A 23,792-nucleotide genomic window follows, 5' to 3' on the forward strand; every position below is an offset into this window, starting at 1 on the left:
CGGCTCACTGTATGGGTTGCAACAAGTGAGCGCAGTTGGGAATCCCAAGCCTGACCGGAGGCCTGCCTGTCTGGAAAGAGGGCAGGCGCCAGCTGCAGCGCCCCTTGGGAAGCCCGGATTTTAAGTCACAACGCCTGCGCCGTGGTCGGCACAGGGCTTTGTAACACCTGGTCCAGCGGCACCGGGTAGCCCACCGCATAGCCCTGGGCGTAGTGCACACCCAGCCCGCGCAGTACCTCGAGGATGGCCGGCGTCTCGGCAAACTCGGCCACGGTCTCCTTGCCCATGAGGCAGCCAATCTCGTGGATGGACTTGACCATGGCCAAGCTCACCGGGTCGGACGCCACATCGCGCACAAACTGGCCGTCGATCTTGAGCACGTCCACCGGCAGGTTGCGCAGGTATGCAAAGGAGGACAGGCCGCTGCCGAAGTCATCCAGCGAGAGCTGGCAGCCCATCTTGCGCAAGGTGTCGATGAAGTGCTTGGCTGTATGCAGATTGCTGATGGCCGCCGTCTCGGTGATCTCAAAACACAGTTTGTGGCAGGGCATGGGCGTGGCGGCCAGCGTGTCCAGCACAAAGGTCATGAACATCGGGTCGCCCAGCGACTGGCCCGAGAGATTGATGGAGCACTGCCCGATCTGCTCCTGGTGGGGCACCATCCAGGCCAGGGCATGGCTCAGCACCCAGCGGTCTACACGCGCAGCCAGGTGGTAGCGCTCCACGGCTGGCATAAATTGCCCCGGCAGCACCAAGCCCCCCTGCTCGTCGCGCATGCGCAGCAAAAACTCGCAATACAGGCCGCGCCCCGAGGCCTCATCAATCAGGACGATGGGCTGGGCATAGAGCACAAAGCGGTCCTCGCGCAGCGCGTTCTCGATACGGCTGACCCACTCCATCACGCCGTAGCGCTGCGCCAGCGCCGGGTCGTCATTGGTATAGACATGGATGCGGCCACGCCCGGCATCTTTGGCCACGTAGCAGGCACTGTCGGCTGCCTGAAGCAAGGCGCCCACGCTTTCGCTGCGCACGTCCAGCATCACCATGCCGATGCTCACCCCCACGCCAAAGCTCTGGCCCTGCCAGACAAAACGCTCGGCCGCCAGGCGTTGCTGCAAGCGCTCCGCCACAGCCACGGCCTGGGACAGCCGCTGGTTGCTAAGCACCATGCCGAACTCGTCGCCGCCCAGCCGGCACAGATGGTCCTGGGGGCGCAGGCCCTGACCCAGCAGGCGCGCAATCTGGCGCAGCAATTCGTCGCCTGCCGCGTGGCCGCAGGTGTCGTTGACAACCTTGAAGTCGTCCAGGTCGAGGTAACAGACCACGTGGCTCTGGCCCTGGTCGCGCGCCTGCGCAAAGCACTGGTTCAGCGCGGCCTCGAAGGCACGGCGGTTGCCCAGACCTGTGAGTTCGTCGTGCATCGCCTGGTAGGCCATTTCCTGGCTCAGGCGGCGCTGCTCGGTCACATCGCGGAACACCAGCACGGCGCCCTGCACCGCGCCGTCCACGTCGCGGATGGGCGAGACCGCCGCCTCCACCAGAAAGCTGCCGGCCACGCGGTGCTCCAGCGTGAGCTGGGGGTAGCGTACGGTTTTTACCTCGGTCAGCGCCTGGGTTACCAGATCGGCCACGGGCGGCAGCTCGGCCGGGCCCTGCCAGCGGAACACCCGCTGGTAAGGCTGGCCCTGGGCCTGCGCCTGACTCCAGCCCGACAGCAGTTCGGCCACGGGGTTGAGGTAGAGCACCAGGCCCTGGGCATTGGTGCTGATGACGCCATCGCTGATGGCGTGCAGCGTGACCTGCAAGCGCTCCTTCTCATGGTGCAACGCATCTTCGGCGCGCTTCTGGGTCGCCAGAAAACGCACCCGGTCCAGCGCCACGGCCACATGGCCGGCCATGGCCTGCATGAAATCAATTTGCCAGGGCAGGGGTGGGCGCACGCCCTCTTGGTCGCCATAGGTGCCCATGCCCACCGTCCCCAGGCGCTCCTGGGCCAGGATGAGCGGCACGTTGACGATGGTGCGGTTTTCCAGCAAGGCCACCAACTCCTTGTTGGTGCGCGGGTCCGTCCGGGCATCTTCCACCATCACCACGTGGTCGGCTGCCAGGATTTCCTCAATCATGCGGTCTCCCGCAATCGGAATATCCACGGCCTTGGCCGCGGCATTCAGGTCGCCATGGCCGCCACCCGACGACTCATGGCTCAGGATGCTGACAAAGCCGGGACGGTCCCCGACCAGCCCCAGCCAGACATGCGCGTAGTTCAGCTCCTGCTTCACCACGGGCACCAGCGCATTCAGGATGTCCGTCAGAGTCCACGCGTGCTCCAGCCGCTTGCACAACTGCAATAAAGCCTTGGTTTGGCGTTGGGCATCCTGAACGACGAACAGGTCTGTCATAAGGCCCCAGTGTAGCCACGACCATGCCCGACAATACGCCTGCGGACCCGGAAAATCCGGGCAGTTGCCAACCAATTCACATTATTGGGAAAAACTGGCCTCAGCCCCCGCCCTTATTGCGCAACCAGCTCCTCATTTGATAGCAAATTCTTCTCCGTCCGGCACCACACTGGAAACCTGTACAGGCATCCTGCACACGGTGTTCGGCTACGACGCCTTCCGCGGCCCCCAGCAAGCCATCGTCGAGCATGTCGCCGACGGTGGTGACGCCCTGGTGCTCATGCCCACGGGCGGCGGCAAATCCCTGTGCTACCAGGTGCCAGCCATTGCGCGCCAGCAGGCCGGCCTGGGGGTGACCATTGTCATCTCGCCGCTGATCGCCCTGATGCACGACCAGGTCGGCGCCCTGCACGAGGCCGGCGTGAGCGCTGCCTTTCTCAACTCCACACTGAGCGGCGAGGAGGCCTACCAGATCGAGCAGCAACTGCTACGTGGCGACATCACCCTGCTCTATGCGGCGCCCGAGCGCGTCACCAACGCGCGCTTCCTGGCGCTACTGAACTCGCTGTTCGAGCGCCGGCTGCTGAGCCTGTTTGCCATCGACGAGGCGCATTGCGTGAGCCAGTGGGGCCACGACTTCCGCCCGGAGTACCGTGGCCTGTCAGTGCTGCACGAGCGCTTTCCCGGCGTACCCCGCATTGCGCTCACGGCCACGGCCGACGCCCTCACGCGCGACGACATCGTGGAACGACTGCAACTGGAAGAAGCCCAGGCCTTCGTCAGCAGCTTTGACCGGCCCAATATCCGCTACACCATCGTCGAGAAGAAAGACAGCACCCTGCAACTGTTGCGCTTCATCGAACGTGAGCATGAGGGCGAGGCCGGCATCGTCTACTGCCAGAGCCGCAAGAAGGTGGAAGACATGGCGCAGACGCTGGTGGATGCCGGCATCAAGGCCCTGCCCTACCACGCCGGGCTGGACCCCAAGGTCCGCCAGACCCACCAGGACCGCTTTCTGCGGGAGGAAGGCATCGTCATGGTCGCCACCATCGCGTTTGGCATGGGCATCGACAAGCCCGATGTGCGCTTTGTCGCACACCGCGACATGCCCAAGAACATCGAGGGCTACTACCAGGAAACCGGACGCGCGGGCCGCGACGGTCTGGCCGCCGATGCCTGGATGGCCTATGGCCTGCAGGATGTGGTGAACCAGCGTCGCATGATTGACGAGAGCCCGGCCAGCGATGAATTCAAACATGTCATGCGCGGCAAGCTCGACGCCCTGCTGGGCCTGGCCGAGGCCAGCGACTGCCGGCGGGTGAGGCTGCTGGGCTACTTTGGCGAGAAAAGCGAGCCCTGCGGCAATTGCGACAACTGCCTGAACCCGCCCGCCGTCTGGGACGGTACGGACGCAGCGCGCAAGCTGCTCTCCACCATTTACCGCATCCAGCAGATGAGTGGCGTGAGCTTCGGCACGGGCCACCTCATGGACATCGTGCGCGGCAAGACGACGGAAAAAGTCACCCAGTATGGCCACGCCAGCCTGAGCACCTTCGGGTTGGGGGCTGATTTCTCGGAACAGCAGTTGCGCGGGGTGATGCGTCAGCTGATTGCGATGGGCGCAGTGGCGGTGCAGGGGGAATTCAATACGCTGGAGCTCACCGCCGAGTCACGCGCCGTGCTCAAGGGGGAGGTGCCGGTGATGTTGCGTGAATCAGCATCGGCCCCGGCCGAACGGAAAAGCCGGCGCAATCCGCGTCTGGGGGCTGTGGTCAAGGCCCCGCTCAACCTCGACAGCGAAGGCCTGCTGCGCTATTCGGCCCTCAAGGCCTGGCGCGCCGAGGTCGCCAAGGAGCACAACCTGCCCGCCTATGTGATCTTTCACGACGCAACACTTGCTGCCATTGCGCAGCGCGCCCCGCGCAGCCTGGACGATCTGCAGGGCATCAGTGGCATAGGCGCCAAGAAGTTGGAAGCCTATGCGAACGACGTGCTGAGGGTGGTGGCGCTGGATTAGAAAAAGCCGGCCAGGGCGGCCGGCCCAGCGCGGGCGCTTAGTGGCGGTGGAAACCGCTTTCGTAGGCCATGGCGGCGCCCGACATGGTGTTTTGCAGGCGGGCAATGGCGCGCATGTGGCGGGCCGAGCAGGCGGCATCGGCGGCCTTGGCACGGTGGTGCTGCATCAAGGCCTGGAACTTGGTGCGGCAGGCCTCTAGGGCGCCAGCGAAGTTCAGAGCGATATAAGCAGAGTGGTCCGCATGGGTTTGGCGAAACTCGCCAGACCAGTAGTCAAACAACTGCCACTTGTAGGTGCCTTTTTCAGGCACTTGGATCGTATCTCGGTGCATAGTCGCCACAAAATGGGGATAAAAAAGGCGCCAGGCAAGCCGTTTCGTTCCAACGGTGGCTGCGGATTGGCGCCCGCTTGCGTATTTGACGCACCAGCCCGGGGATCGGTTGACAGGGTTACCAAAAAAATTACGACAGGGTTACCAAAACCGTGCACCCACGCCCCACACCTGGGAAAAAATCCAGTCTTCAGTGCACAAAACCTATAGCGCGGCGCTCGCGCACCTCGGGTTTGAGCCGGTGCTCGGCCTCCAACTGCTCCAGAAACTCCTCGGGCCCCAACACGGTGCCCAGAATCTCGGCCTGGCGCCGCACGGCCGCCACATCGCCCAGACAAAGCTGGTCCAGCGCCGCCAGCCGGCCGGCCAGCGCCGGCGGCAACTCGTCCACGCCAGCACCGGTCTCGCTGAGGAACACCGCCTCGCGCTGGGTCGCGCTGAGCGGCAGGAACTCGATCTTGAAGGTAAAGCGGCGCAAGGCGGCCGCATCCAGCCGGTCCATGAGGTTGGTGGTACAGATGAAAACACCGCGGTAGCGCTCCATGCACTGCAGCATTTCGTTGACCTCGGTCACCTCGTAATGGCGTTGGGCTCCGCGCCGGTCCTGCAGAAAGCTGTCGGCCTCGTCGAGCAGCAACACCGCCCCCTCGGCCTCCGCCTCGCGAAACATGGCGGCCATGGCCTGCTCGGTCTCACCGATGTATTTGCTCAGCACATGGCTGGCCTGGCGCACCAGCAGCGGCCGACCCAGGGCCAAAGCCATGTGTTCGGCCAACGCCGTCTTGCCACTGCCCGAGGGGCCGTGGAAGCACAGCGTGCCATGTCCCCGGGTTTGCAGGGCCTGCACCACGGCGTCCACCGCATAGCGACTTTGCAGGTTGAGCAGATCCAGCCGGTAGGCGCTCAGCGCCGTGGGCGTGGCGGGCGGCGGCGCCAGATTGCCCAGGGCCAGATCGGCGTTCTTCAGCTGGCGCTCTATGAGCGCTTCCAGCGCGGGGCCCGCCTGGGCGATGTCGGCCGGGTCCACGGCCAGCGCCGCAAAGCGGGCAGCCGTCCGGATCTGGGCCGGCGTCAGGCCCTTGCGGGCACTCAGGCGCGCCACAAAGGCTTCGGACACCGGAACGTCGGCCAGGGTTTTCCGCACCAGGCTTTCGCGCGCGCCGGGCGGCGGCGACTTGAGTTCCAGGTGGTAGGCAAAACGGCGCCGGAACGCTGGGTCGATTTGCTCAATGCGATTGGTCACCCACAGCGTGGGGACTGTGTTGGACTCCAGAATCTGGTTGACCCAGGCTTTGCCGCTGACGCTGCCGCTGGCAGGCGTGGGGGAGGCATCGGCCCGCGCAATCAAGTGGGCCGCTTCACTGGAGAGCGGGGGGAAGACGTCCTCCACCTCGTCAAACAACAATGCGGCCTGGGCGCTGCCCTTGAGAAAGACCTGGGCGATCTGCAGGGAGCGGTAGCGGTCGCGCCCGCTCAGGGAATTGCCGTCGCGGTCGGCGTATTCCACCTCAAACAGCTCCAGCCCTGCATGCTGGGCCACCACCTTGGCCAGCTCGGTCTTGCCCGTACCCGGCGGGCCGTAGAGCAGGATGTTGATGCCGGCCTCCTTACGTGCCACCGCATTCGCCAGCAGGCTGCAGAGCACGGCAGCGTCCTCCGCCACAAAGCTGAAATCCTGCAGGCCCAGCTGGCTCTTGGTGGACAGCCGGGTGAACACTGCCATGAGTTCAGCCTGGTCACGGTACTGCCGCATGAGCACGGGGGGCAGTTTCTCGCTGACCTTCATGAGGTCGGCCAGGTCAGTGATGTTGTGTTCGGAAATCAGGTTCTCCACCAAGCCGATGCGCTCCAGCCGCGAGCCGGCGCGCAGCGCCTCGCCCAGCTCCTGCGGGCTCACGCCAGCCACTTCGGCAATCGCGGCGTAGGCCTCGGGCGCGTTGTTGACCTTGAACTCCACCAGAATGCTGCGCATGTCGCGCTGGTAGCGGGCCAGCGTGCCGTAGAGCAGCAGTGCACGCTCGGCCTTGTTGAGCTGCAGCAGGCCGGCCAACGCGTCAATGTTCTTCTCTACCAAGGTGGACTGCTTCTTGAGCGCGTGTCGAAGCCATTCGCCGGTGACCGACAGCACCGAAATCAGGTCCTTGGGCTGGTCCTTGGCGTATTCGTCCAGAAAGAAGAACAGCGTGGCCTCGTCGTAGGGGCCGCTCCAGGCACCATAACGGCGCAGAAACTCAGGCGCGTCCAGCGCCTCATGGCCCCGCCAGAGTTCGTTGCCCTGGCAACGCCGTGCCAGAAACTCCCGCAATCGCCCCAGCACCGACACCGGCCAGACCAGATGACGGCCGGCCAGCCCCACCACGCCGTTGAAATCACGGCGCACATTGAAGTTCGCCCCTTGGCGCGCGGCCAGGGTGAGCACAAAGTGGGAGCACATCAGATCCAGCACCGGCGCATCTTGCAAGCCCGGTGAGGGAATAAGGTGCCCACCTTGGGAGTGGAGCAGTGCACGCTTGACCATTCAAACGCCTACAACAAAGTGAAGTGCTGAAATGACGATAGCGCAGTCCGGGCCAAGATGGAAGAGATGGCACCCGGATTTGTGACCGTACCCCACGGCCTTCGTCAACTGGCCCGCACAAGGCGGCGGCAGTGGGTAGAATCCCGGCTTTCATTCGACGCATCCAAGGATCCGCCATGTCCGCACCGACCAACCATTCCGACAACCACGCCACCGATCCCGTGGACGAAGTGGTGCCCCTGATGCCCATCGTGCTGCCCATCGTGGGCGGCGTGCTGATGTTCCTGTTGGCCTTCATCGCGGTGTCCATGGCCTGATGCCCTGCGGGTCCGCCCCGGACCCGCGCTTTCCCTGCCCTGGCGCCACGCCGGGGTAGTGACAAACCGTTTGCTTCCTGGCACACCCGCAATGCGGGCCGCTGCCACAATTTCCCCTCTCTCCCGACCACACTGATTTGCCCCATGGCATGCCCTTGCACGTCTGCGGCAACATGCTTTCTTTGATTATGTGCACATAAGTCAATGCTACTTATGCATAACTTTTCGATGTAATCACTATGTAACTTTGGTTCCGGTTCTTAGAATTCAGAGAAGTGCAGGGCATTTGGCGTATCGGAGCTGCCCAGCCGTCTTCTCAAAAGAGCAGGACCGGACCTTTCTGGAGCAAGGCCCCTGATTTTGAAAAGACGATTTTCAAACTTAGGAGCTTTTTCATGAACGCACCCGTGATGCAGGGCCTGGCCCTCAACACCCCCAGCTACGTCAAGAACGCCAAACTCATTGCCTGGGTCGCCGATATGGTGGCCCTGTGCAAGCCCAAGGATGTCTATTGGTGCGACGGATCCGAAGAGGAATACCAGCGCCTGTGCCAGCAACTGGTCGACGCCGGCACCTTCAAGAAGCTCAACCCCTCCAAGCGCCCCAACTCCTTCCTGGCATGGTCCGACCCCAGCGATGTGGCGCGCGTGGAAGACCGCACCTACATCTGCTCCGAGAAGAAGGAAAACGCCGGTCCCACCAACAACTGGATGGCCCCGGCCGAGATGCGTGCCCTGCTGCAAACCGGCAAGGATGGCGAGAAGGCCCTGTTTGACGGCTGCATGGCCGGCCGCACCATGTATGTGGTGCCCTTCTCCATGGGCCCCCTGGGCTCGCACATCGCCCATATCGGCATCGAACTCTCCGACAGCCCCTACGTGGCCGTGAACCAGCGCATCATGACGCGCATGGGCAAGGCCGTGTACGACGTGCTGGGCGTGGAAGGCGCGTTTGTACCTTGCGTACACACCGTGGGCGCACCGCTCGCCGCCGGCCAGGCCGACGTGAAGTGGCCCTGCAACAAGACCAAGTACATCGTCCACTACCCCGAAACGCGCGAAATCTGGAGCTATGGCTCGGGTTACGGCGGCAACGCGCTGCTGGGCAAGAAGTGCTTCGCACTGCGCATCGCCTCCAATATGGGCCGCGACCAGGGCTGGTTGGCCGAACACATGCTGATCCTGGGCGTGACCAACCCCGCAGGCAAGAAGTACCACGTGGCGGCGGCTTTCCCCAGTGCCTGCGGCAAGACCAACTTCTCGATGCTGGTACCCCCCTCCGGCTTCGAAGGTTGGAAGGTCACCACCATTGGTGACGACATTGCCTGGATCAAGCCCAGTGCCGACGGCAAGCTGTACGCCATCAACCCCGAAGCAGGTTACTTTGGCGTGGCCCCCGGCACCAACTTCCACACCAACCCCAACTGCATGGCCAGCTTGGACAAGAATGTGATCTTCACGAACGTCGCGCTGACCGATGACGGCGACGTTTGGTGGGAAGGTATGGAAAAAGACACCGGCGGCCTGCCCGAGCACCTGATCGACTGGCAAGGCAAGGACTGGACGCCTGCGATTGCCAAGGAGACCGGCGCCAAGGCCGCCCACCCCAATGCCCGCTTCACCGTGGCCGCCGGCAACAACCCCGCGCTGGACAGCCAATGGGACGACGCCAACGGCGTGGCGATTGATGCCTTCATCTTCGGCGGCCGCCGCTCCACCACCGTGCCGCTGGTGACCGAAGCCCGCAACTGGACCGAGGGGGTCTACATGGCCGCAACCATGGGCTCCGAGACCACGGCCGCCGCCGTGGGCCAGCAAGGCATCGTGCGCCGCGACCCCTTCGCCATGCTGCCCTTCATGGGCTACAACATGAGTGACTACTTCCAGCACTGGCTCAACATCGGTACCAAGCTGGCAGCCTCAGGCGCCAAGCAGCCCAAGATCTTCACGACCAACTGGTTCCGCAAGGGTGACGACGGCAAGTTCGTCTGGCCTGGTTACGGCGAAAACATGCGCGTGCTGAAGTGGATGATCGACCGCATTGAAGGCCAGGCCACCGGCGTGGAAACCGGCTTTGGTGTGGCGCCTGCCTACAGCGAGATCAACTGGACCGGTCTGGACTTCAGCCAGGCCCAGTTCGATTCCGTCACCAACCTGAACAAGGACGACTGGAAAGCCGAAATCGCCCTGCATACCGAGCTGTTCACCCAGCTCTCGTACCACTTGCCCAAGGAGCTCGAGGAGACCAAAGCCCAACTGGCGCAGCGTCTGGCTGCCTGAGCGGGCCATAAGAGCACCACAGGCGCCCGCCGGCACCTGTGGGATGGCAACAAAAAAGCCACCGCAAGGGTGGCTTTTTTGTTGCTGCACGCGCCCAGGACGCGTGCAGATGGAAGGGTCTATCAGGCCAGATCGCGGCTGCGTTGCACGGCTTGTTGCAGTTCGGCCATGATGCGGGGGTCGCGGTGGGCGTATTCCCACATCTTTTCTTCCATGCGGCGCTCTTGGTTCACGCGCACCCAGCGCATGATCAGAGCAGACGCCAGGGAAGACATCTTGCGCAGGGGGGGAGCCAGCAGGGCCAGAGCGGCGAAGGCCACGGTCCACAGCGCAACCCAGCCCACCAGCAGGTGGCCATCGGCCCAGGTGTCGATCACCTGGTCAGCCACCACCAGCAGGGCGGCCAGCACAGCGGCCAGCAGCATGCCGGCTAGGGTGCGGGAACCTTCGGCCTTGACAGCGCGGGGGGCTGCTTCAGCAGCATGGGCGAAATACGAGGAAGAGTAGGCTTGTGTCATGGTCAACTCCTTGAAAAGGTTGATGCTCACTGGGTTAAATCTTTAAGATGGCTGAATCATAGGGTTTTCCCCTATGCGATTCAACTTTAGGTTGGTGATATTTGCCATTCACCAAATTTATGATCGCGCATGCCCCCCATCAACCTGCGCACTTTCGACCTGAACCTGCTCAAGGTGTTTGACACCGTGATGGCCGAGCGCAGCCTGACGCGGGCGGCCGAGCAACTGGCCCTGACCCAGCCCGCCGTGAGCAACGCCCTGCGCCGCCTGCGCGATGCGCTGGGCGATGAGCTGCTGGTGCGCAAGGGCCGCACGCTGGAGCCCACGCCGCGTGGGCAAGAGCTGTGGCCCGCCGTGCGCGAGACGCTGCAGCGCCTGCAGGCTTCGCTGGCGCCTGCCGTGTTTGAACCCGCCATCGCCGACACCACTTTTGTGCTGACCATGGCCGACGCCACTGCCGCCGAGCTCATGCCCGGGCTGGTGGAGGTACTGGCGCGCGATGCGCCCGGCGTGTCCCTGCGCGTGGTGCCACTGACCACGCGCGACCCGCGCAAGGTGCTGGACGAAGGCGGGGCCGACCTGGCCATTGGCCACTTTCCCGCCGTCATCACCGACCTGACAGCGCGCGCCCAGGCTGGCGCCGTGGAAACTTTCCACCACCACCGCCTGTTTGCGGGCGACTATGTCTGCGTTATGCGCAAGGACCACCCGCTGGCGCGCGGCCCGCTCACGCTGGACCGCTTCTGCGCGGCCTCGCACATGCTGGTGAGCTTTTCGGGGCGCGCCTTTGGTTTCATCGACGAATCGCTGGTGGGCCTCAAGCGTACGCGCCGCGTGGTGCTGACGGTGAACCAGTTCTTCACAGCGGGCAAGGTGGTGGTGCATTCCGACCTGCTGACCGTGCTGCCGCGCCACTTCGTCAATGTGACCGGCTATGCCGACGCGCTGGTGACGCGTGAGCTGCCTTTCAATGTGCCGCCCATCCAGGTCGATGCGCTGTGGCACCGGCGTGTGGACGCCGCTGCGCCCCACGCCTGGCTGCGCCAGCAAATTGCGCTGCTGGGCAACCGCCTGTTTTCCGCATGAAGATTCAGCTGCTCTCTGACTTGCACCTCGAAGGCAACCCGCACTGGCTGGCCCAGCCCCTGCCGGGTGCCGACCTGCTGGTATTGGCCGGAGACGTGGGCTCCTACCAGACCGGCTCGCAACTCACCGACGATGACTTTGGCCTGGGCCGCTTTTCGCCGCTGCAGGGCTGGCCCACGCCCGTGGTCTTTGTGCCCGGCAACCACGAGTACGACAGTTTTGACTTTGACGAAGCCCACGCACGCCTGCGCACCACCTGCGAGCGGCTGGGCATTCTCTGGCTGGAGCGCGAAAGCCTGGTGATGCACGGCGTGCGCCTGCTGGGCACCACGCTGTGGAGCGACTTTGACGCCTTGGCCATGCACGCGCCCGAAACCCAACGCCTCAAGGCGCGCGACAAGGCCTACCGCGCCGCCAACTACTACCTGAAGAAGACACTGACCACGCGCAAGGGCGAGCCCTGGCTGGCCGAGGGCCTGCGCGAACAGGCGCTGGTCTGCCAGGACTGGCTGCGTGCGGCGCTGGCCACACCCTTTGGCGGCCCCACGGTGGTCATCACCCACTTTGCGCCCAGCCTGCACAGCGCCGACCCGCGCTACGGCCTGGTGCCGGGCACGGCGGGCTTCTGCAACGCGCTGGACGAGCTGCTGCCCTACGCGCAACTCTGGCTGCACGGCCACCTGCATGCGCCCAGCGACTACCGCGTGGGCCACTGCCGCGTGGTGGCCAACCCGCTGGGCTATGCGCGCAAGAATGAACAAGAAGGCTACCGGCCCGATCTTTTGATCGAAATAAGCCCCTAGCCCCTGTCGATATTGCGCAAGCAGCTCCTGAATCAGGAGCGAATTGCCACTATGGAACCGGCGCTTCTGCCACGCGCAGAAAGCTGGCAAAACGCGGGATGCCCTTGTCGGTCATGCCGCGGTAGCGGTAGGTCACCCAGGCGCCCACTGGCGGCGGGTCGGCGCGCTCTGCGTCGCTGAAGCCCGTACCGAGCTTGAAGCGTTGGGCGGGCTGCCCGTCCTGCGCCGGCAGCTCCAGCCATAGCGCGCCTAGGCGGCCGGCGTGCTTGCCAGTGCCCGCCACCTGGCCCACCACGCGCGCCTCCGCGTCGTCAAAGGGCTTGAACTTGCGCAGGTCTTCACTGCGGCGGGCGGCATACACCGCGCTGCCCCGGTGCAGCACCAGACCTTCGCCGCCGGCGCGCACTACCGACTCCAGCTGTGCACGCAAGGCGGCGGCCGTCGTGGCCGGGGTTTGCTCCACCGCCTGCACCCAGGCCCGGCCCAGTTGCGCCACACGCGCCTGCAAGACCGGCAGGCGCTCGTTGAAGGCCCCGCCTTGCGCGGGCAGGTCAAACACCATGAAACTCAGCGCGCGCCAGGCGGCATCGTCCGGTGTCTGCTGGCGCACCGTGGACACGGCTTGGCTGAATTGGCCGCGCCCGACCCAGAGTTCACCCTCCATGGGCGTGGCGGGCCAGCCGGCGGTGAACCACGCTGGCGCGGCGACGGGGTTGCCAGCGCGCGTGAGCAGGCGCTGACCGTCCCAGTAGCCGCGCACCCCGTCGTATTTCTCGCTGACCCAGAAGCCCGCCGGATCGCTGCGGCCATCATGGGACGTGGCCAGCATTAGCGGCGGCGCGCTGGCGGCTCTGGCCACTCCGGCCCATGGCAGGGCTGCGGCGCCCAGGGCGCAGACGATGTGGCGGCGTGAAATCTCTCCGGCTTGGCGCATGGCCTTCTCCCCTCTTTTCTTATGGTGTTTGATGTAGCACAGACCCGCGCGCGGGGCACCGCCTAGACTGGGCATTTCAACCTGAGGAGCGGACACATGAAAATTCTATTGGCAGTCGACGGCAGCGCATACAGCAAGAAAATGCTGGCCTACCTGGGCACCCACGAGGCCCTGCTCTCCCCCAGCCACGAGTACACGGTGTTCACCGCGCAGCCCGACCTGCCACCGCGCGCCAAGGCGGCTGTGGGCAAGGATGTGGTGAAGGGCTACCAGACCGAAGAGGCCGAAAAGGTGCTGGGCCCGGTGGCCAAATTCCTGCAGCGCCATGGCATTGATGCCAAGAGCGAATGGAAGGTGGGGCCCGCGGGTGCGGCCATTGCCAAGGTGGCCGAGAGCGGCAAGTTCGACCTCGTGGTGCTGGGCTCGCACGGCCACGGCGCTTTGGGCAACCTGGTCATGGGCTCGGTGACCACCCAGGTGCTGGCGAACTGCAAGGTGCCCGCGCTGCTGGTGCGCTAACGCGCGACTCCCATCTTACCAGCGCTGGTGCACCAGCGGCTTGGCGTAACGCGCGTAGATGTCGGCCAGGGATTGCATGGTCGCGTCGTTGAGCGGCGGCAGGTCGGCCGCAGCCACGTTGTCGGCCACCTGCGCAGGATTCTTGCCGCCGGGGATGGTGCACGTGACGGCCGGGTGCATCTGAATCCAGCGCAGCGCCATCTGCGCCATGCTCATGCCTGCGGGCACCAGCGGGCGCATGGCCTCCACGGCCTGCAGGCCGACGTTGAAGTCCAGCCCCGAGAAGGTCTCACCCTTGTCAAAGGCAGCGCCCTCGCGGTTGAAGCCGCGGTGGTCATCGGCCGCAAAGGTGCTTTGCGCCGTCATCTTGCCGCTGAGCAAACCGCTGGACAGCGGCAGGCGCGCCAGGATGCCCACACCGCGCTTTTGCGTCTGCTCAAACAGCAACTCGGCCGGGCGTTGGCGGAACAGGTTGTAGATGATCTGCACGCTTTGCACGCCGGGGTATTCGATGGCCTTGAGGGCCTCTTCCACCTTCTCCACGCTCACGCCGTAGTGGCGCAGCTTGCCGGCAGCGACCAGGTCGTCCAGCACACCGAAGACCTCGGGCATGTAGAACACCTCGGTGGGCGGGCAGTGCAGCTGCAGCAGGTCGATGGCCTCGGTGTTGAGGTTTTGCAGGCTGCGTTCCACAAAGGCAGTGAGGTTGGCGCGCGTGAAGCCGGCGGCCACATGCGGGTCGAGGCGGCGGCCGGCCTTGCTGGCCACATAGAAGGGTTCGCTGCGCTCCTTGCGCAGGCGGGCCAGCAGGCGTTCGCTGCGGCCGTCGCCATACACATCGGCGGTGTCGAAGAAGTTGACGCCCAGGTCGAGCGCGCGGTGCAACGCGGCCATGGAGTCGTTGTCATCCACCGCGCCCCAGGTGCCGCCGATGGCCCAGGCGCCGAAGCTGACGGTTGAAATGTTCCAGCCGGTGCGGCCCAGGGGACGGTATTGCATGGGTTTCCTTAGTTCAGATTGCTATGGTTTCAGGAGCTGCTAGCACAATCTATGCGCGGGCTAGAGGCTTATTTAAACCTAAAACCTATGCCCCTGGCTTGCGCCCGGCTTCAAACACCCGCTGCAAGACGCAGAACACAAACAGCAGCGCACCAATGACGATGCGCGTCCACCACGAACTCAAGGAGCCGTCGAACATGATGAGCGTCTGGATGACCCCCAGCGTGAGCACGCCAAACAGCGTGCCCGCGACATAGCCCACACCACCGCTGAGCAGCGTGCCCCCGATCACCACGGCGGCGATTGCGTCCAGCTCCAGCCCCACCGCGTGCAGGCCGTAGCCCGAGAGCATGTAGAAGGTGAACACCACGCCGCCCAGCGCAGCGCAGAAACCGCTCAAGGCATAGACCAGCACATTGGTGCGCGCCACCGGCAGGCCCATGAGCACGGCCGAGTGTTCCGAGCCGCCAATGGCGTAGACGGTGCGACCGAACTCCGTGCCATGTGCGATGTACACGGCCACGGCCAGCACCAGCAAGGCCAGGATAGCGCTGATGGACACCATGGGCCCTTCCGACCAGAGGTGGATGCGCGTCTGCGCCAGCACGGTGTAGGCCTCGTCGGTGATGCTGATGGAGTCGATGCTGATGAGGTAGCACAGGCCCCGCGCCAGGAACATGCCCGCCAGCGTGACGATGAAGGGCTGCAGCCGGAAGCGCTGGATCAGCCAACCCATGAACGCGCCAAAAAGCGTGCCCATAGCCAGCACCAGCGGAATCGCCACCATCAGGTCCCAATGCAGGTGCTGCACTAACTTGGCCAGCACGATGGTGCTCAGCGCCACGACCGAGCCCACCGACAAATCAATGCCGCCGGACAGGATGACAAAGGTCATGCCCACCGCCACGATCACCAGAAAGGCGTTGTCGATCAGCAGGTTGAGGAACACCTGGGCCGAGAAGAAGCCGGTGTAGGACACGCCGCCGAACACCGACATGGCGGCAAACAGCGAGATGGTGGCCGCCAGCGGAATGTATTTGCTCTGGAGCTTCATGCGTGGCTCCCTGCGTCAGGGCGCACCACCCAGCCGCGCACAGCGCGGCGGAATTCGGCAGACTGCATGAGCATGACCACGAACACCACAGCCGCCTTCACGACAAGGTTGATCTCCGGCGGTACGCCAATGGAATAGATTGTGGACGTGAGCGTCTGGATGATGAGCGCGCCAATCATGCTGCCGGCCAGGCTAAAGCGCCCACCGGTGAGCAAGGTGCCGCCCAGGGTGACGGCCAGGATGGCGTCCAGTTCCAGCAGGTTGCCCGCGTTGTTGCCGTCCGCACTCTTGACGTTGGAGCTGATGATGAGTCCGGCAATACCGGCCGTGAGGCCGCAGAAGGCATAGACACAGATGCTGATGAGCCGCTCCCGCACGCCCGCCACACGGGCCGCTGCCGGGTTGATACCGATGGCCTGGATGAACAGGCCCAGAGCGGTGCGTGTGACAGCCAGGTGCATCAGCAGGTAGACAAAGCCCGCAATGAAGAGCGCAAACGGCAGGCCCCAGAGGTAACCGCTACCAATGTAGAAATACGGCGGGTAGTAGACGGTGACGATCTGCCCGTCGGTCAGCAGCTGAGCCACCCCCCGGCCCGCCACCATCAGGATGAGCGTAGCGATGATGGGCTGCAGGCCGATCTTGGCGACCAACAAGCCGTTCCATAAGCCGCACACCAAGGCGGTGGCGAGCGCGCAGAGAATGGCGACAGACATCGGAAAGCGGCTCACATGCTGGGGCACGCCATCGGTGATGACCAGCTTGCCACCCACCATCAGGGCAGCCACCGCCGCGCTGATGGCTACAGTCGCGCCCACCGAAATGTCGATGCCACGGGTGGCAATGACCAGCGTCATGCCCAGCGACACCAGCATGAGCGGCGACGCGCGGTTCAAGATATCAATCACGCTGCCATACAAGTGGCCGTCGCGCCACTGCAGCATCCAGAAGCCGGGATTCAGGCTGGCGTTGACCATCAAGATCAGCACCAGCGTGACCACGGGCCACAGAAGGTGGTGCGACTGCACCCGCTTCCACAGGGAGGGCGTCGAAGTCGTACTCATGCCTGCCCCGCAATCATGGCGTAGACCGCATGTTCTTCGGTGCCTGCAGGCAGCTCACCCACCTTGGCACGGTCGCGCAGCACCACGATGCGGTCGGAGACGCGCACCACTTCTTCCATTTCGGAGGAGATGAACAGCACGGCCATCCCCTGTTTGGCCAGGGCCAGTATCTCGTTCATGATTTCTTGTTTGGCGGCAATGTCGATGCCGCGTGTGGGTTCGTCCAATATCAGCAAGCTGGGCTGGGTGGCCAGCCAACGGGCCAGTACGACTTTTTGCTGGTTGCCGCCTGAGAGTTGGCCGATGGGGGTGTCCACATCGGCAGTCTTGATACCCAGCGCTTTCACGTAGCCCTCTGCCAAAGTACTTTGCTGCACACGGCCAATGGCAGGCCACAGGCCCTGGCGCGCCTGCAAGGCCAGCACGATGTTCTCGCGCACCGAGAGCTCGGCGATGATGCCCTCGGCCTTGCGGTCCTCGGGGCACAGGGCCAGCCCCATCTGGATGGCCGTGGCTGGCGAGTCCATGCGCACGGCTTTGCCGCCCAGCACAATCTCGCCCGCGTCGCTGCGGTCCAGGCCGAAGAGCAGGCGGGCCAGCTCGGTACGGCCCGAGCCCAGCAGACCGCCCAGACCCACCACTTCACCCCGGCGGATGCCGAGGTCGACCGCTTTCACATGGCCACGGCGGTTCAGCGCCTTGGTTTGCAGCCATTCAGGCTCTGCAGCGCGCGTCGCCTCGTCGGCAGGACTGGCCCCTTGGGCGGCGGCCAGCTCACGGCCGACCATGGCAGCAATCAGTGCGTTGTGGCCCAGCTCGACAGCCGGGTATTCGCCGACCAGCTCGCCATTGCGCAGCACGGTAATGCGGTCGCACAAGGCATAGACCTGGTCCAGAAAGTGGGTGACGAACAGAATCGCCATGCCTTGGTCGCGCAGCTGGCGCAATACGACGTAGAGGCGTTCCACCTCTTCGTCATCCAGGCTCGAAGTGGGTTCGTCCAGGATGAGGACTTGGGCCGAGATACTCAGTCCTCGGGCAATGGCCACCATCTGCTGCACCGCCACGGAGTAGCTGGAGAGCGTCTGCGTGACGTCGATATCGAGATTGAGGCGCGCCAGCAAGGTGCGGGCCTCGCTGTGCATGCGCGGCCAGTCAATGGCACGGGCTCCGGCCCAGCCTTTGCGCGGGTAGCGGCCCGCAAAGATGTTCTCTGCGACCGACAGATTGGCGCAGAGGTTGACCTCCTGGTAGACCGTGCTGATGCCCAGGCGCTGGGCTTCCAGTGTGGATGTCGCGCGAATGGACTGGCCGTTCAGCCGCATGTCGCCCTGGTCTGCCGGGTAAACGCCGGTGAGAACCTTGATGAGGGTGGATTTGCCTGCGCCGTTCTGGCCCATGAGGGCGTGCACCTCGCCGGCAAATAGCCGCAGGTTCACGCCAGAGAGCGCCCGTACGGTGCCGAACTGCTTGGCGATGCCGGAGAGCTCCAGCACGGGCGCCACCGCTGGCGCCGCTGGTGGTGTGTTTGTCATGGTGTCGTGTAAAAAAGGCCTGCAGCGTGAGCCGCAGGCCAAGACCTGGTGACCAAATGGAGATGTCGCTGCGATCAGTACTGGCGGCTGGGGAATTCTTTGGCCGCGGTTTCCATGGGGTACACACCATCCTTGCCGATGATGCGGCGCGCCACGGTCTTGCCAGCCACGATGTCCTTGGCAGTGGCCATGACCAGCGGGCCCAGCAGCGGGCTGCATTCGACGCTGACATTGAGCTTGCCGGCGATCATGGCTTCAAAGGCGCCCTTCACACCGTCCACGGAGATCACCAGGATGTCCTTGGCGGGCTTGAGGCCAGCTTCCTCGATGGCCTGGATGGCGCCGATGGCCATGTCGTCGTTGTGCGCGTAGAGCACATTGATCTTCTTGCCCTCAGCCTTCAGGAAGGCTTCCATGACTTCCTTGCCCTTGGCACGGGTGAAATCGCCAGTTTGCGAGCGGATGATCTTGATGTTGGAGTTGCCCTTGATGGCGTCTTCAAAACCCTTCTTGCGGTCGATGGCAGGCGCAGAGCCCACGGTACCTTGCAGTTCGACGACATTGATGTCGCCCTTCAGGCTCTTGGCGCGCTCCACCAGCCATTGACCGGCCATTTCACCTTGCTTGACGAAATCAAAGCCGATGTGGGTGGCGTACAGCGAGGTGTCCTTGGAGTCCACCGAACGGTCCATCAGGATCAGGGGGATCTTGGCATCCTTGATTTCCTTGAGCACGGTGTCCCAGCCGGACTCAACCACGGGGGTCAGGGCAATCACGTCCACCTTTTGGGCAATGAAGGAGCGCAGGGCCTTGATCTGGTTTTCCTGCTTTTGCTGGGCATCAGAGAACTTCAGCTCGATGCCCGCAGCAGCAGCAGCGGACTTCATCGAGTTGGAGTTGGCGGTGCGCCATTCGCTCTCAGCGCCGATCTGGCTGAAGCCCATGACGATCTTTTTCTGGGCAAAGGCGGCTCCGGGCAGGGCCAGGGTCAGGCCGGCAGCGGCGGCAGTCGCCAGCAGGGTACGTCGGTTGTTTTGCATATCTATGTCTCCTCGTTGTGTCGTTGGAAGCGGGGCCGTGGGTGCCTCTAGTGCCACCCGCATCTGGCCTGCTGCTGTGCCTCTTGTGCCTCCCCAGAAAACCCTGGAATCGATATCAAGAAGTGGGGCGAATGCTACGCACAGAGTTGATATGGATCTAATAGAGATTTGAATATCTCAGATACAGAAACCTGGATTCAGGTTAACCCTAGTCCCTTGTGAGGCAACGATTCTTTAATTTGACCACCTGATTTAGTCCTCAATTCCATACATGGATACATTGCAAATCTGGTAAGTCAGACGGCCGTCTTTCTATTGTTCAAGAAGGCTTTGGATGCTTAGCATGCGCAAGCCCACCCCCTGGGCCCCTCTCCACTACCGCACGCACCGCATGAGCTCCACCGCCCCCCACTCCATCCATTGGTTGCACCACGCCGGGCAGCGCCTGGGCCTGCTCCCCACCCTGGGCGGCAGCGTGGCCGCTTGGGAACGCGACACCCCGCAGGGCGCGCTGGCGCTGTGGCGCCCCTGGGGCGGCGTGGCCGACCTCTACACCACCGCCTCCTTCCCGCTGGTGCCCTGGTCCAACCGCATTGGCAGCGGCGGCTTCAGCCACGAGGGCGTGAGCCACCCCATGCGCCCCAACCGCGCGGGCGAGCCCTATCCCATCCACGGCGATGGCTGGCTACAGCCCTGGACGATTCGCCAGCCCCGGCCCGACACGCTGGAGCTGGCGCTGGAGTCGCGCCACTTTGACGGCGCCCCCTACCACTACCGCGCGCTGCAGCGCTTTGTGCTGCGCGAGGACGGCATGGACCAGCTGCTGGAGGTGACGCATTTGGGTGCCGACAGCCTGCCCTACGGCCTGGGCCAGCACCCAGCGTTTCCCAGTACCCCGCGGGCGCAGTTGCAGGCCGGCGTGCAGGGCGTGTGGCTCAGCGGCGCCGACCCCATGCCCACGCAGCACACCGCCGACTTTCCGCCCGGCTGGGACCCACGCACGCAGCTCGCGCTGCACGGCGACAGCCTGATCGACAACGCGTTTACAGGCTGGGACGGCGAGGCCCGCATTGACTGGCCGGAGCACGGCTTGCGCCTGAAGGTCCAGGTGCCTGCGCTGCAGGCAACGGGCCGGCGCGATGGCTTTTGCCTGCTGTACCGCCCACCGCAGGGCGCGCACTTCTGCTTCGAGCCGGTGACGCACCCCATCGACGCCTTCCATGTGGACGGCCACCCCGGCCTGCAGGTGCTGCAGACCGGCCAGAGCCTGGCGCTGGCGGTGCAGTGGCGCTTTGAGGCGCTATAAATTCAGGAGCTTCTCGCGCAGATTTAACGGGGGCTAACGGGCGTTCAGTCCATCAAAGCAGGTAGAAAGCACGAGTTCGATGATCTCGTCATCGCTGTGCTGCCCGCCCATCTTGAGGAACTCCAGCACCGGGTCGCAGGCGCGGGCGTAGAGCGTGTAGAGCACGGCAATCGCCGGCAGTTTGGGATTGATGAGGCCCTGCGCTTGCGCAGCCTCAATCCACGCACCCAAGCGGTCAGCCACGTCCATGAGGCCATCCATATAGGCCTTGTGCGCCATCAGCGTGGCGCGCAGTGTGGAGTTTTGGCTGGGCAGGGAGGGCATCTCGCCGCCCAGTTTGAGCGCCATGGTCCAGCGCACCACGGTACGCAGTTTCTCCAGCGGCGGGCTGCCCTCGGGCAGCGTGTCCAGAAAGGCCTGGGCCTGGCCCATGAGGTGGGCCATGGCCGCGGCGGCCAGGTCTTCCTTGCTGGGGAAATGCTTGTAGAGGCTGGCCTTGGCAATGCCCACATTGGCCGCCACCTCATCCACCGTCATGGCCTCGAAGCCTTTTTCGGCCAGCAGCAGGTTGACAGCGCGGATGATCGCGTCCTCGCGCGCCTGCAGCATCTGCTGCTTGAAGGAGAGTTTGACGGGTGGGGCGCTGGACATGCTGGCATTCTAGCCACCATCGTCAAAACGCAGAGGGGCCGGCTATTTTGTGACTGACTGGTTTTTGTCGCCCAGCGTGCGGCTGGCTGCAGCAGCCAGCGCGGAGGTCAGCCGGTCTATCACCTCGGAATCCAGGTTCCAGCAGTGCCAGTACAGGTTCACCGGCAAGGTGACGCCGGGCATCAGATCGACTAGGCGGCCTTCGTCGATGAGGCCGCGCACCAAGAGTTCGGGCACCACGCTGGCACCCCAGCCTGCCAGCACCGCGCGCACCATACCCTCAGAGCTGGGCACAAAGCGCTGCCCCACGGACACACGGCGCAGGCTGAGCGCCCGGCCCACAAACTCAGAGGGCAAGTCGTCCTTGCGGTTGAACGCTACGAACGGAATGCTGCGGAAATTGTGCGGCGTCAACCCCTTGGGACAGTGCGCCTTCGCATAGTCCTGGCTCACCACGGCCACATAGTGCATGGCCCCAAGAGGCATCACCTTACAGCCGCGCAGCGCCTGCTTGAGCGTGGTCACACAGCCCAGCACTTGGCCTTCGCGCAGCCATTCGTGGGTGAAGTCCTGGTCGTCGGTGATGATTTCCAGCGGCAGCCCGGCATGCACCAGGGGGTCCAGCGCCGAGAGCGCCCAGGTGGCAATGCTGTCGGCGTTCACCGCAATCGAGATGCGCTCGTCTTCGCGCACGGCACCGGTGTTGGGCGCCAGCTCCTTGAGGTCGCCTTCCAGATCCGCCCGCAGCAGGCGCATCTGCATGGCGTGCTTGATCAGCAGGCGCCCAGCGGCCGTGGCCTTGACCGGGCGGCTACGCACCAGCAGCACGGTACCGACCTGAGCTTCAAGCGCACGCAGGCGCTGGGAGACGGCGGACTGGGTGATGGAGAGGCGTACGGCAGCGCGTTCAAACCCGCCCTCTTCCACAATGGCGGCCAGGCATTCCAGGGCATCGGTGTCAAAGATTCGCATGGACGCAAATTATTAGCGATGCTAATGTTTTCGTAAACACTTTCATTTCACTTTTACTGGCGCAGTGCTTGCATGACACTGCCACCATGAAAATCATTGTCTTGGGCGCCGGCACGATCGGCATTTGCACCGCCTGGCAGCTGCTGGAGCTGGGCCATGAAGTCACCGTGGTCGAGCGCCAGCCCGACGCTGCCATGGAGACCAGCTTTGCCAACGGCGCGCAGATCTCGGTGAGCTACTGCGAACCCTGGGCCAACAAGGAAGCGCCGCTCAAGGCCCTGAAATGGATGCTGAGCAAGGAAGCGCCCCTGCTGTTCCGCCCGCAAAACCCTCTTGGCGCCGGCGTCCACCAGTACACCTGGGGCCTGCAGTTCCTGGCCAACTGCAACGACGCCGCGTTTGAGCGCAATGTGCAACAGTTGGTGGCCCTGGGCGCCTACAGCCACGCCGCCCTCAAGGACATGGTGGCGTCCACCGGTATCGAATACAACCGGCTGGAGCGCGGCATTGCCCACTACTACTGCGACCAGAAGTCCTTCGACACCGCCGGCGACGCCGCCGCACTGATGCGCAAGTACGGCGTGAACCGCCAGGTCATCAGCAAGGACGAGCTGTTCAAGATCGAACCCGCCTTCAAGTCCTTCGCGCACCAGATTGTGGGCGGCACCATCACCCCCAGCGATGAGTCGGGCGACTGCCGCGTCTTCACGCAGGAACTGGCCAAGCGCTGCGCGGCGCGTGGCGTGCAGTTCCTCTACGAGCACAGCGTGGACGGGCTCAACGTGAGTCTGGGCGCTATCAAATCGGTAGCTGTTCGCGCATTATCGACGGGGCCCAAGGGCAATGTCGTGGCCGGCTCCATGCACACGCTGCAGGCCGACCACATCGTCGTGGCCGCCGGCTCCTACACCGCGCCGCTGTTGCGCACCGTAGGCGTGAACCTGCCCATCTACCCCGGCAAGGGCTACAGCGCCACCTTCAAGATCCTGAAGCCCGAGCTGGCGCCCTTTGTATCCACCATCGACGATGCCAAGAAGATCGCCATCAGCCGCTTGGGCGATCAGCTGCGCGTAGCCGGCACCATCGAGGTCGGCGGCTTTGACCTGACCCTGGATTCCCCCGTGGCCCAGGCCCGCTGCAACATGCTGGCCCGCCGCATCGAGGAAGTGCTTCCCGGCGTCTGCGATACGCGCAGCGAGGCCGAAGGCGGCCAGCCCAACTACTGGACCGGCCTGCGCCCCGCCACCCCCACCAACATCCCCTTCATCGGCCAAACCCCGGTGCGCGGGCTGTGGGTCAATGCCGGGCACGGCACTTTGGGCTGGACGCACGGCGCGGGTTCGGGCAAGGCAATGGCAGAACTCATCCACGGCAAAAAGCCGGAGATGGATTTCAGGTTTTACGGCACCTGAGCCTCAAGTTCCAACACGACTGGGCGATTCAGAAGTGC

At 64.2% G+C, this 23,792-nt stretch carries 20 protein-coding genes and 1 riboswitch; of the genes, 8 read left to right on the forward strand and 12 right to left on the reverse strand.

Annotated elements, in window-relative coordinates:
- Positions 1 to 20 precede the first annotated feature (20 nt).
- Positions 21 to 112, reverse strand: a riboswitch (S-adenosyl-L-homocysteine riboswitch).
- Positions 113 to 125: 13 nt separating this feature from the next.
- Positions 126 to 2,399, reverse strand: a complete 2,274-nt coding sequence (locus tag AC1RNN_RS13175; protein WP_493089666.1) for an EAL domain-containing protein — start codon at positions 2,397 to 2,399, stop codon at positions 126 to 128.
- A 136-nt stretch (positions 2,400 to 2,535) separates the two neighbouring features.
- Between AC1RNN_RS13175 and recQ the strand changes: the two genes are divergently transcribed.
- Positions 2,536 to 4,416, forward strand: a complete 1,881-nt coding sequence (gene recQ / locus AC1RNN_RS13180) for a DNA helicase RecQ (RefSeq protein WP_493089665.1) — start codon at positions 2,536 to 2,538, stop codon at positions 4,414 to 4,416.
- A gap of 37 nt (positions 4,417 to 4,453) precedes the next feature.
- On the opposite strand, the gene AC1RNN_RS13185 is transcribed toward recQ, so the two are convergent.
- Complete coding sequence (locus tag AC1RNN_RS13185; protein WP_493089664.1) at positions 4,454 to 4,747, reverse strand: hypothetical protein; 294 nt, start codon at positions 4,745 to 4,747, stop codon at positions 4,454 to 4,456.
- 190 nt (positions 4,748 to 4,937) lie between these two features.
- Positions 4,938 to 7,265: an ATP-binding protein gene (locus AC1RNN_RS13190; RefSeq protein WP_493089663.1), complete on the reverse strand. Its 2,328-nt coding sequence runs from the start codon at positions 7,263 to 7,265 to the stop codon at positions 4,938 to 4,940.
- A 176-nt stretch (positions 7,266 to 7,441) separates the two neighbouring features.
- Here AC1RNN_RS13190 and AC1RNN_RS13195 point away from each other — a divergent pair, with 176 nt between their 5' ends.
- Both AC1RNN_RS13195 and AC1RNN_RS13200 read left to right on the forward strand, forming a co-directional pair.
- A complete protein-coding gene (locus AC1RNN_RS13195) occupies positions 7,442 to 7,582 on the forward strand; it encodes a hypothetical protein (protein WP_493089662.1) in 141 nt (46 codons plus the stop codon).
- 395 nt (positions 7,583 to 7,977) lie between these two features.
- On the forward strand, positions 7,978 to 9,861 hold the full coding sequence (locus AC1RNN_RS13200; protein WP_493089661.1) for a phosphoenolpyruvate carboxykinase (GTP): 1,884 nt from the start codon (positions 7,978 to 7,980) through the stop codon (positions 9,859 to 9,861).
- Positions 9,862 to 9,983: 122 nt separating this feature from the next.
- Here AC1RNN_RS13200 and AC1RNN_RS13205 read toward each other — a convergent pair whose 3' ends face one another.
- On the reverse strand, positions 9,984 to 10,379 hold the full coding sequence (locus AC1RNN_RS13205; RefSeq protein WP_493089660.1) for a hypothetical protein: 396 nt from the start codon (positions 10,377 to 10,379) through the stop codon (positions 9,984 to 9,986).
- 129 nt (positions 10,380 to 10,508) lie between these two features.
- Here AC1RNN_RS13205 and AC1RNN_RS13210 point away from each other — a divergent pair, with 129 nt between their 5' ends.
- On the forward strand, positions 10,509 to 11,465 hold the full coding sequence (locus tag AC1RNN_RS13210; RefSeq protein ID WP_493089659.1) for a LysR family transcriptional regulator: 957 nt from the start codon (positions 10,509 to 10,511) through the stop codon (positions 11,463 to 11,465).
- The gene (locus tag AC1RNN_RS13215; RefSeq protein ID WP_493089658.1) at positions 11,462 to 12,268 is read left to right on the forward strand and encodes a metallophosphoesterase; all 807 of its coding nucleotides are present in this window, start codon (positions 11,462 to 11,464) and stop codon (positions 12,266 to 12,268) included. Before AC1RNN_RS13210 ends, AC1RNN_RS13215 begins: the two co-directional genes overlap by 4 nt.
- A 49-nt stretch (positions 12,269 to 12,317) precedes the next feature.
- Here AC1RNN_RS13215 and AC1RNN_RS13220 read toward each other — a convergent pair whose 3' ends face one another.
- Entirely contained in the window at positions 12,318 to 13,202 is an 885-nt protein-coding gene (locus AC1RNN_RS13220; RefSeq protein ID WP_493089657.1) for a DNA ligase, read from the reverse strand.
- A gap of 96 nt (positions 13,203 to 13,298) precedes the next feature.
- Between AC1RNN_RS13220 and AC1RNN_RS13225 the strand changes: the two genes are divergently transcribed.
- Positions 13,299 to 13,721 (forward strand): universal stress protein, encoded by a 423-nt coding sequence (locus AC1RNN_RS13225; protein WP_493089656.1) that lies wholly within the window; start codon positions 13,299 to 13,301, stop codon positions 13,719 to 13,721.
- Positions 13,722 to 13,736: 15 nt separating this feature from the next.
- Here the strand turns inward: AC1RNN_RS13225 and AC1RNN_RS13230 are convergent, their stop codons facing one another.
- From AC1RNN_RS13230 to AC1RNN_RS13250, 5 genes are all read right to left on the reverse strand, one after another.
- A complete protein-coding gene (locus tag AC1RNN_RS13230; RefSeq protein ID WP_493089655.1) occupies positions 13,737 to 14,720 on the reverse strand; it encodes an aldo/keto reductase in 984 nt (327 codons plus the stop codon).
- 85 nt (positions 14,721 to 14,805) lie between these two features.
- Positions 14,806 to 15,774 carry a galactofuranose ABC transporter, permease protein YjfF gene (yjfF, locus tag AC1RNN_RS13235; protein ID WP_493089654.1) on the reverse strand — a complete coding sequence of 323 codons (969 nt, stop codon included), beginning with the start codon at positions 15,772 to 15,774 and terminating at the stop codon, positions 14,806 to 14,808.
- Positions 15,771 to 16,838 (reverse strand): ABC transporter permease, encoded by a 1,068-nt coding sequence (locus AC1RNN_RS13240; protein WP_493089653.1) that lies wholly within the window; start codon positions 16,836 to 16,838, stop codon positions 15,771 to 15,773. The genes yjfF and AC1RNN_RS13240 overlap by 4 nt, the downstream gene beginning before the upstream one ends.
- On the reverse strand, positions 16,835 to 18,373 hold the full coding sequence (locus AC1RNN_RS13245) for a sugar ABC transporter ATP-binding protein (RefSeq protein ID WP_493089652.1): 1,539 nt from the start codon (positions 18,371 to 18,373) through the stop codon (positions 16,835 to 16,837). The genes AC1RNN_RS13240 and AC1RNN_RS13245 overlap by 4 nt, the downstream gene beginning before the upstream one ends.
- A 74-nt stretch (positions 18,374 to 18,447) precedes the next feature.
- On the reverse strand, positions 18,448 to 19,413 hold the full coding sequence (locus AC1RNN_RS13250; protein WP_493089651.1) for an ABC transporter substrate-binding protein: 966 nt from the start codon (positions 19,411 to 19,413) through the stop codon (positions 18,448 to 18,450).
- A gap of 343 nt (positions 19,414 to 19,756) precedes the next feature.
- On the opposite strand from AC1RNN_RS13250, the gene AC1RNN_RS13255 reads away from it, so the two are divergent.
- The gene (locus tag AC1RNN_RS13255) at positions 19,757 to 20,719 is read left to right on the forward strand and encodes an aldose 1-epimerase (protein ID WP_493137433.1); all 963 of its coding nucleotides are present in this window, start codon (positions 19,757 to 19,759) and stop codon (positions 20,717 to 20,719) included.
- A gap of 33 nt (positions 20,720 to 20,752) precedes the next feature.
- On the opposite strand, the gene AC1RNN_RS13260 is transcribed toward AC1RNN_RS13255, so the two are convergent.
- Positions 20,753 to 21,370, reverse strand: coding sequence for a TetR/AcrR family transcriptional regulator (locus AC1RNN_RS13260; RefSeq protein ID WP_493089649.1), 618 nt, complete (start codon positions 21,368 to 21,370; stop codon positions 20,753 to 20,755).
- Positions 21,371 to 21,412: 42 nt separating this feature from the next.
- Positions 21,413 to 22,342: a LysR family transcriptional regulator ArgP gene (locus AC1RNN_RS13265; RefSeq protein WP_493089648.1), complete on the reverse strand. Its 930-nt coding sequence runs from the start codon at positions 22,340 to 22,342 to the stop codon at positions 21,413 to 21,415.
- 86 nt (positions 22,343 to 22,428) lie between these two features.
- Between AC1RNN_RS13265 and AC1RNN_RS13270 the strand changes: the two genes are divergently transcribed.
- Positions 22,429 to 23,754, forward strand: coding sequence for a D-amino acid dehydrogenase (locus tag AC1RNN_RS13270; protein ID WP_493089647.1), 1,326 nt, complete (start codon positions 22,429 to 22,431; stop codon positions 23,752 to 23,754).
- Positions 23,755 to 23,792 lie beyond the last annotated feature (38 nt).

Source organism: Rhodoferax sp. GW822-FHT02D07 (assembly GCF_058802405.1).